This window comes from Shigella sp. FC1544 (assembly GCF_001722145.1).
In the GTDB taxonomy this organism is placed as follows: Bacteria; Pseudomonadota; Gammaproteobacteria; order Enterobacterales; family Enterobacteriaceae; genus Escherichia; species Escherichia coli.
Genome location: NZ_MECT01000074.1, coordinates 1 through 8,307, shown reverse-complemented (window position 1 = coordinate 8,307; position 8,307 = coordinate 1). Strand labels below are relative to the sequence as shown.

Here is an 8,307-nt window from a genome sequence, read left to right as displayed (position 1 = left end):
GAAGACGGCTTACGCCACCATCAAAGGTATTGAGGTGATGCGTGCACTACGCAAAGGCCAGGCCTCAGCATTTTATTATGGTGATCCCCTGGGCGAAATACGCCTGGTAAGCAGAGTTTTTGAAATGTAAGGCCTTTGAATAAGACAAAAGGCTGCCTCATCGCTAACTTTGCAACAGTGCCGCGACATCTGGGTCAAGGGCTCGCGGCAGTTCCGCGACTTCGACGACTACCTGCTGCCGGCCGAGAAGTTCGCCGCACTCAAGCGCGAGCAGGCCCTGCCCCTGGCGATCAACCCGAACAGCGACCAGTACCTGGAAGAGCGTTTGCAGCTGCTGGACGAGCAGTTGGCCACCGTCACCCGCCTGGCCAAGGACAACGAGCTGCCCGATGCCATCCTCACCGAGTCAGGGCTGAAAATCACCCCGCTGGATGCGGCGGTGCCGGATCGGGCGCAGGCGCTGATCGACCAAACCAGCCAGTTACTGCCGCGCATCAAGATCACCGAACTGCTGATGGACGTGGACGACTGGACGGGCTTCAGCCGCCACTTCACCCACTTGAAGGACGGGGCCGAGGCCAAAGACAGGACGTTGCTGCTGTCCGCAATCCTCGGTGATGCGATCAACCTCGGGCTGACCAAGATGGCCGAGTCGAGCCCCGGCCTGACCTACGCCAAGCTGTCCTGGCTGCAAGCCTGGCACATCCGCGACGAAACCTATTCGGCGGCCTTGGCCGAGCTGGTCAACCACCAGTATCGCCACGCCTTTGCCGCCCACTGGGGCGACGGCACGACCTCATCCTCCGATGGCCAGCGCTTCCGCGCGGGTGGCCGGGGCGAGAGCACCGGGCACGTCAACCCGAAGTACGGTAGCGAGCCGGGACGGCTGTTCTATACCCATATCTCCGACCAGTACGCGCCGTTCAGCACCCGCGTGGTGAATGTCGGCGTCCGCGATTCCACCTATGTGCTCGACGGCCTGCTGTACCACGAGTCCGACCTGCGGATCGAGGAGCACTACACCGACACGGCCGGCTTCACCGATCACGTCTTTGCCCTGATGCACCTGCTAGGCTTCCGCTTCGCGCCGCGCATCCGCGACCTCGGCGAAACCAAGCTGTACGTGCCGCAGGGCGTGCAAGCCTACCCGACGTTGCGCCCGCTGATCGGCGGCACCCTGAACATCAAGCACGTGCGTGCCCACTGGGACGACATCCTGCGCCTGGCCAGCTCGATCAAGCAGGGCACCGTCACCGCCTCGCTGATGCTGCGCAAGCTCGGCAGCTACCCGCGCCAGAACGGACTGGCCGTGGCCCTGCGCGAGCTGGGCCGGATCGAGCGCACGCTGTTCATCCTGGACTGGCTGCAAAGTGTTGAACTGCGCCGCCGCGTGCATGCCGGCCTGAACAAAGGTGAGGCGCGCAACTCGCTGGCCAGGGCGGTGTTCTTCAACCGCCTTGGGGAAATCAGGGATCGGAGCTTCGAGCAGCAGCGCTACCGGGCCAGCGGCCTCAACCTGGTGACGGCGGCTATCGTGCTGTGGAACACGGTGTACCTGGAACGCGCCACCCAGGGGTTGGTCGAGGCCGGCAAGCCGGTGGACGGCGAGCTGCTGCAATTCCTGTCGCCGCTGGGCTGGGAGCACATCAACCTAACCGGCGATTACGTCTGGCGGCAGAGCCGCAGACTGGAAGACGGGAAGTTTCGGCCCTTACGGATGCCCGGAAAACCTTAGCGTACGATTTTTTCCGAATTCTGCGGGCTCCCCTATGTTACCGGAACAGCACGCCGCAGAAGCGCGCTATCCTATTCCTGTTGAGGATTTCCATTTCAGTATTTTCACTGCGGTGAACAATCAAACGGTAATGACATCAGCGCTGAAATTGTGTTAGTGATTGAGGGGACCGCGACATTAAGCCATGCCAGCGGCGAGAGCCTTTTGCTTCACGTCGGGCTGTCAGCATTTATCCCAGCCTCCATCGGGCGATGGTTGCTGACTACGACTGGGAAAGTCTGTCGAGTATCGTGTTAATGTAAAATTAGAGGGGGTACAGCCCCCTTGTTTGTGTTTACTTAGCCCTAAATAAGGTTGAGTCTATCCCGCGCGTCCTGCAGGCGTTGCTCCCCGCGACGGTCATACTGCTGGGTGGTGGTGACGCTCGCGTGGCCCATCGCATCCTTCACGGTAATTAAATCCTCCCCGTTATCCAGCATCGCGGTGGCGAAGGTTCGCCTCAGATCGTGTGGAGAACATTTCGTGATGCCGGCCTGACCCTGGCGCACCTGCAGGATATGGTACACCGCCTGGTCGGTTAGCCGGTTTAGAGTCACATCCCCGAAACGACGGATGCGTGTGAACAGCGGGCCCGGGGTCTCGCCCCGGATCTCATCGATCCAGATCTGCAGCCGCTGCCAGGCACGGCCGGGACATATGCCAGTCGCTCCTTGTTTCCCTTACCCAGCACTCTAAGCGCACGGTCCTGAGTGACAACGTCACGCAAATCCAGGCTCACTACTTCGGATCGTCGCAGGCCGCAGCCGAGAATGACCGCCAGCATCGCTGCATCCCGCGCCCCGAGGCAGCTGCGATCGGCTTCACAGACGGCAAACAGGGCGCGGATCTCCCCCTGGGGCAGCGCCCGACCGCTGGGCAGCCGACTGCCGCGCAGGTTACGGACCGCCCGGATATGCTGGAAGCTCTCCACATCCATGAGCCGGAGCATCCAGGCTTCCTTCGCCACGCCCTTGAGTGCCGAAAGATAGGTGTTGACGGTGGCGGTGGCCCGGCCGGTGTCGCGCAGCAGTTCGGTCACGGCCATCACGTGATGGCGCCGCAGGCTGCCCCAGCTGCAGGACTCCAGGGAGGCAGCTCCGAGCATAACGGCGACGATGTTCAGGAACGAGGCCATGGTCTGCCGGCTGCGGTGGGAATTGAGTGAAAGCAGGTAGGCCCGGGCCGGGCTGACCGGGGCATTCTCACCTGACAGCGCCGGCAGGAATTCCTCACTGGCTGCGGGCAGACTCAGCTCCGGTTCGTCATCGGGAATCAGGATCATGTCGGGCTCCGTCCGGCGCGCTGCGTAAAAAATCGGGGGCAAACTTACTGTCAGAGCGTACCGCAGAAAGTCTACTTTTTCAAAGGTACATTTTAATAAGTAGACTTGAAGCACTTGTTCTTAGCTGTACGATTACGGTGATGCTGCCAACTTACTGATTTAGTGTATGATGGTGGTTTTGAGGTGCTCCCGTGGCTTCCATCTCCATCAGTTGTCCCTCCTGCTCAGCTACTGAAGGCGTGGTGCGTAACGGTAAAAGTACTGCCGGACATCAGCGCTATCTCTGCTCTCACTGCCGTAAAACATGGCAGCTACAGTTCACTTACACCGCCTCTCAGGCCGCAGTCGGTAAACTCACGCATACAACCGGGCAGTGACGTCATTGTTTGCGCGGAAATGGACGAACAGTGGGGTTACGTCGGCGCTAAATCACGCCAGCGCTGGTTGTTTTACGCGTATGACAGGATACGGAGGACGGTTGTTGCACACGTCTTCGGTGAACGTACTATGGCCACGCTGGAGCATCTTCTGAGCCTGCCGTCGGTCTTTCAGGGCGCGTAGTTCCTTTTAAACACCAGTTCTGTATCTCTTTTAAAGATCCTTTAATAAATCCTGTAAACACATAACCTCTTCATCGCCTACCCTGTGGACAGGCTCCGGAGAATGCCCGCTCTTGCAGCGACCTGACGGTCGCGCCGGTTCGGCAACATCAGAAAGAGCTCCCATCGCTTCGCGAAGGGCCCCGACCGGAGAACCAAATTAGTTACAGCATTCAAAAGAAAGCTCATCATAAAACCGGCGCCGGTTTGCCGGCCGGGTGCCCCTCCCCACCACTGAAAAGCGCCGCCGCCCCCGGCCGAAGGCCGGGAGTAGTGTCGCTTTTAATGATGGGTGTTGTAACTACTCTTCTTCATCGCTGTGGGTGGAGCTGCGGTCAGTTGTCGGGTACACGCTCGTAAGCGGCCCTTCGGCCCGCTAACGCGGAGATACGCCCCGGCTGCGGCTGACGCCTTGCCGGGACCACTCCGACCGCGTACAGAGGCATCTGAGACATTTTTAGCGGGTATAGCTTTGCAACTACCGTGTTAAGTTCCCTGGTGTCGCTGAAATAACTGAAGAACATCCCCCTAAGCGTCAGCAGCAAGCTGCCGCCGCTAAGGCCCCGGAAATCACGCCCTTTACGTCGTAAACGCCGTAAAGCCCGCTCACCGGGGTTAAAAGGGATTACTTTTACTTCTTCATTGCTGTAAGCGGGTTAAGGCTAATCAGGGCAGGGGGTAGGGTGGCAGAGTTTATAGCCAGGTAACCGGCTACGCCGGGCTTTCGGCGCCATTTGACTCCACAAATTTTCAAAATTCGCAACGATCGAGAACACCAAAGCTATAATCGCAAATATTACGACAATGCCTACTCACTTTTGACTCGTCCTTGATTTGACATAACCTCATGTATTTTAAGGTTTATATCTTTTAACCTGACAGGTTTAGTTAACAAAGGAGCCTGTCCGATAGAGTGTGCATCACTGTATGCGCTGATGAATATGAAAGGCGTGGATCGATTAGGATTCTGACTGCTACTAACAGTTGCATACAGCTCATCACCTGTCATGCCTGGCATTTGTAAATCACTCAGGACAACGTCATAAGGTTTACGCAGAAGCTTTTCCAGGGCTCGTTCAGGCGAGGTTGTAGCCTCGACAATGTATCCAGCATTAGTAAGCAGACTGGAAAGAGACGAACAGGCCATTTCATTATCATCAATAACAAGCAAGCTAAGAACGCCGAAGACATCTCCGGGAGCTGAAGCAGATACCTCAGCTGTTGCAAGGCTGCTATCTCCCAACTTGATAGGTATTCTCACTGTAACAGTTGTACCTACATTTACTTCACTAGATATATGAATAGTACCTTTTAATAGTCTGATTATCCCTGCAACAATAGCAAGTCCCATCCCAAATCCAGGTACAGTGGATTTCGAATCTACAACTCGTGTAAATGGTTTAAATATGAACTTTAGTTTGTCTTTAGGGATTCCCTTTCCGGTATCAGAAATGACAATATTTAATACCTTACCTTTTTCTATAAAGTAATCTACATTAACTTCCCCGCGCTCAGTGTACTTAATAGCGTTACTGGTTAAGTTTTCAATTACTTGATTAAGGCGTAGAGCATCTGTAAAAATCACTGCATCATTATTGTTTTTTATTTTAACTGTGACATCCTTTTTTTCATAAATAGCAATGCAATCCTGCACAGCGTTAGTAACAATTGCTTGCAAGCTATTATAGGTGTTTTTTATCTCTACAGATCCGTTGTCAATTTTTGCAAATTCAGCCAAATCATTTAACTGGCGCTCCATTTTCGAAACAGCAGTTTCAAGTCGTTCTATCTGACCAGATTTAATCCCTCCACTCAGATTATTGGTTACGACATCAATGATAGACACTATTGCCTGTAAAGATGTTCTGAGTTCATGGCCTACCATACCTAAAAATGCATTTTTACTGGCAAAAGCAGCCCGTTCTGATAGTAACAATCGGTTAATTTTACTTATGTAAATAAATAGGACAAAAAGAAGTAAGGAAATCAACCCACCTGTAATAAAAAGCAGAGTCCATAACTGCTGACGTTTGCTCCTGAAATCTTTAAGAGCGTCATTCCTTTGTGCTATTTCAGCCATATCAGCAAGATTTGTAACGGTTTTAGTTAGCGGTTTTATATCAGCTATGATTGTACTTATTTTTTTATAATCAGGGTGATTATGCGAAAGCAGCCCGTCTATGTCTTCAAGCTTTTTGTTTATCGAATCAATTGTTTCTTCATAGCCTTGCTGTTTATATAGAGGTGCAGTCGCCTCACTCTTTACATAAATAACATTCAAACGAGAATAAAGGATATCGAATTTAAGCCTAACATCGTCAATAGTATTATCGCTATTGATTAGCGTGTAAAGCTCATTCAACTGTATAATGAATTTTGCCACTGAGAAACCGTAGTTTTCTTGGGTGCCAGCGACGGTGTATAAATTTTTCTCCGATAAAAGACTGGTGTACTTAACAACACTAGACACAGTGAATGCTATCAACAAAAGCAGAGCAACCAAAATGATAAAGAAATTTTTTTTCATTTGAGCACCGTAATTTTGTCTATCTGCCAAATGAACCGTGCAAGATAGTGTGGCGTGTTAAGCTCAATATAATGTTCATCTAAAGGATATACCAAAAAATAAGGTCCAAAATCCCTTATTTGAAGCCTTTTTCCATCCATTTCTGTAGCCAATAAAATGTTATATTTTTCAACGTCATTCATGTCTACAATGATTTCATAATCATTCAGAGCATGGAATTTTAGCTTTGCTCCATTAGCGCCAGCGAGTTTTAAAACATAACTTAGGTCGACGCCCTTGAATTTTACTTTTTTACCGGTTGGCGTCCAAGGTGTTGTCGTTACGATGGTATCCCGTGGGAACGAATCAAACTGCTTTTCAGTAATCACATAACCTTTATCACTGTTAGCATTAGCGATTGAACCATCTATAACTATATCCCCAATATTGCTATATGCACTAATTGACAAAAGCATTAGGGATAAGAATGATATTATTTTAACCATAAAGATACTCCCTGTAATTATTTTCCACCATTTTAACCAGTTGGAAATCTTCACTACTCTGAATTTTTTCTAATCTTTTATTCCCAACATAAATCGACTTACACTTACTGTAATACTTTGTTCTTAATTCTGGCGGTATTGTATTAAACACGCATTCAGTAGGTACACCAAATCCAGCGGCTATATGCAATGCAGAGGAGTCACAAGTATAAACGTTGCTAGCATACTTAATTAGCGCTATGAAATCTTTCGTATGGGGTGAATACTTTGATATGTTAATATAATTTTTATGATTCACATCCACGAAACCTAGTACCGTTTTTCCTTCGCGCCTAGAAAGCATATCAACTATGTCATAATAGAACTTCGACGGTATACTTCTTATTTTTGTGCTAGCAATAGGTGCAAAAAGTGTGTAGTTTTCAAAAACTGGCGCTCCGAGATCAATATTGCCTAACCATTTATTAGATAGCTCATTATGGTTAACATCATCAAGTTTCACGCCAAGACCTTGGATAAAATAATCATGCATTTCCATAATATGGAAATCTGGAGAATATAGCTGATTTCCCACATCAATATTCAATGCAGTACAAGGCAATTTCTGAATATGAAAAGGCATGTAATGAAGCTCATCTATAACCGAGGATGCTAATTCATACAGTTCCTCAACATATGACGGTGCAGTCTCCGGTCGAATAAGCTTAATTTTAATCTTGGGATTCTTTTTTTTGATTGCTGACAGCACAGAAATCCCGACGATAGAATCACCTAATGTCACTCCCATGCCATTGATCACATTTAGGTGTTCTATTTCAGAGTAATCACTTGAGAATTTTTGTATATTCCAGTTTTTTATAAGACTATTGTTTAATGGTAAAATATTTTCATAGCTTAGCTTCTGACAATCGTAAGGTGCTACGATCAAACTATCGTTACTTATCAAGCTACCGGAATATTCAAGTAAATTTCTCATAATCTATCTGGCGAAATATTTTTCAATGTTAGATTTGATGATGCCTGATTTAATCGGCTTTTCGTATGGTCCCACAATGTCATAATCATGAATTGACTTTACAATTTCATCATCTTTTATACCAGATAGTTGACCTGTAAGAACGATTATCATTGCATTTTTATTTTTTGACGACCTTATAGCTTTAACCAACTTAAAGCTTGTTTCATCACCGATGATCCAGTCCAAAACATATGCGTCATACGGATTTGTTGCGACAGCTTGAGTAAGTTTTTTCAAGTTATCATAAGTATCTACTTGATAATAATCGTTCGAAAGGATTTCTTTTAAGCTTTCGGTGATATTAGCATCGTCATCAAGTAGTGCAATTCGATACTTAGTGCTGCTAATTACCTTTGGATTTATGACAATACTTTCTATGCTTCGTTTTGATTCATAAAGCAGTTCATCTTTTAAATCATTTGTCGGAAAAATGTTCCATTGGTCAGCTACTTTCAGTGCTGAGTATTCTGTGTTTACTTCCGAACCTTCAGGATAGAGGCATACCTTACAAGGGCACTGTTGCGGCACTGTTGCAAATAGTCGGTGGTGATAAACTTATCATCCCCTTTTGCTGATGGAGCTGCACATGAACCCATTCAAAGGCCGGCATTTTCAGCGTGAC

General features: G+C 48.8%; 4 protein-coding genes and 5 pseudogenes. 4 read left to right on the top strand and 5 right to left on the bottom strand.

Annotation, left to right across the window (positions count from 1 at the left end; translation table 11 throughout):
• The 3 pseudogenes from BGK49_RS05525 to BGK49_RS31600 form a co-directional block, all read left to right on the top strand.
• Positions 1–130: pseudogene (locus tag BGK49_RS05525) on the top strand (IS6 family transposase); the annotation flags it as partial.
• A 54-nt stretch (positions 131–184) separates the two neighbouring features.
• Positions 185–1,735, top strand: a pseudogene (locus BGK49_RS05520) (Tn3-like element TnAs1 family transposase); the annotation flags it as partial.
• A 129-nt stretch (positions 1,736–1,864) separates the two neighbouring features.
• A pseudogene (locus tag BGK49_RS31600) lies at positions 1,865–2,032 on the top strand (mannose-6-phosphate isomerase, class I); the annotation flags it as partial.
• A gap of 47 nt (positions 2,033–2,079) precedes the next feature.
• On the opposite strand, the pseudogene BGK49_RS05510 reads toward BGK49_RS31600, so the two are convergent.
• Positions 2,080–3,056, bottom strand: a pseudogene (locus tag BGK49_RS05510) (tyrosine-type recombinase/integrase).
• A 191-nt stretch (positions 3,057–3,247) separates the two neighbouring features.
• Between BGK49_RS05510 and BGK49_RS25505 the strand changes: the two are divergent.
• Positions 3,248–3,605: pseudogene (locus BGK49_RS25505) on the top strand (IS1 family transposase); the annotation flags it as partial.
• Between the two features lie 858 nt (positions 3,606–4,463).
• Here BGK49_RS25505 and BGK49_RS05505 read toward each other — a convergent pair.
• Genes BGK49_RS05505 through BGK49_RS05490 form a run of 4 tightly spaced genes read right to left on the bottom strand, consistent with a single transcriptional unit; the run spans position 4,464 to position 8,213 of the window.
• Positions 4,464–6,182 carry an ATP-binding response regulator gene (locus BGK49_RS05505; protein WP_000739198.1) on the bottom strand — a complete coding sequence of 573 codons (1,719 nt, stop codon included), beginning with the start codon at positions 6,180–6,182 and terminating at the stop codon, positions 4,464–4,466.
• Positions 6,179–6,667, bottom strand: a complete 489-nt coding sequence (locus BGK49_RS05500) for a putative pterin-binding protein (RefSeq protein WP_000238872.1) — start codon at positions 6,665–6,667, stop codon at positions 6,179–6,181. The genes BGK49_RS05505 and BGK49_RS05500 overlap by 4 nt, the downstream gene beginning before the upstream one ends.
• A complete protein-coding gene (locus tag BGK49_RS05495; protein WP_039064410.1) occupies positions 6,660–7,643 on the bottom strand; it encodes a glycosyltransferase family protein in 984 nt (327 codons plus the stop codon). The genes BGK49_RS05500 and BGK49_RS05495 overlap by 8 nt, the downstream gene beginning before the upstream one ends.
• Before the next feature lie 3 nt (positions 7,644–7,646).
• Entirely contained in the window at positions 7,647–8,213 is a 567-nt protein-coding gene (locus BGK49_RS05490) for a response regulator (protein WP_242412555.1), read from the bottom strand.
• Between the last annotated feature and the right edge of the window lie 94 nt (positions 8,214–8,307).